The organism is Falsirhodobacter xinxiangensis, from assembly GCF_004959935.1.
In the GTDB taxonomy this organism is placed as follows: Bacteria; Pseudomonadota; Alphaproteobacteria; order Rhodobacterales; family Rhodobacteraceae; genus Falsirhodobacter; species Falsirhodobacter xinxiangensis.
The window spans coordinates 1-575 of sequence record NZ_SMYN01000074.1 but is presented as its reverse complement, the minus strand read 5'-3'; the positions used below and the strand labels follow the sequence as shown (position 1 = coordinate 575).

The following is a 575-nucleotide window of genomic DNA, read 5'->3' as shown; positions in this document are numbered from 1 at the left end:
CCGCCCAGATAGGTCAGACGGTCGCCCATCTTGGCCGTGATCTGACGCACGAGGCCGATATCGCCGGTGCCGTCCTTGAAGCCGATCAGGTTCGGGCATTCGTCGCACAGGCGCGCCAGCGTGTCGGCCTGCAGAACGGCGTTGTCGCGGTTATAGACCATGACGCCGATGTCGATCGACTGACAGATGCGCTTGACGTGCTCGTAGAGCCCTTCCTGCGGCGCGTCGATCAGGTAATGCGGCAGCAGGAGGATGCCGTCGGCGCCGACCTTCTGCACCGATTGCGCGATCTCGACCGCGATATCCGTGCCATAGCCGCAGCCGGAGACGATTGCGGTCTCGCCAGCAGCTTCCTTGGCGGCGGCGACGATCGGGGCGATCTCCTCGACCTTCAGCGAGAAGAACTCGCCCGTGCCGCCCGCGGCGAACAGCACCGGCGCGTCATAGCCCGACAGCCATTCGACCTGCGCCTTGTAGCTTTCGGGCGCAAATTTGCCGTTCGCATCGAAATGCGTGACGGGGAAGGACAGAAGGCCCGAACCGAGCCTCTGCTTGATGTCCTGAGGTTGCATGTT

General features: G+C 63.7%; 1 protein-coding gene. It reads right to left on the bottom strand.

Annotation, left to right across the window (positions count from 1 at the left end; genetic code table 11):
• Positions 1-572, bottom strand: a 572-nt coding sequence (locus E2K76_RS20185) for a dihydrodipicolinate synthase family protein (protein ID WP_181952924.1), incomplete at its 3' end; no start/stop codon positions are given.
• Positions 573-575 lie beyond the last annotated feature (3 nt).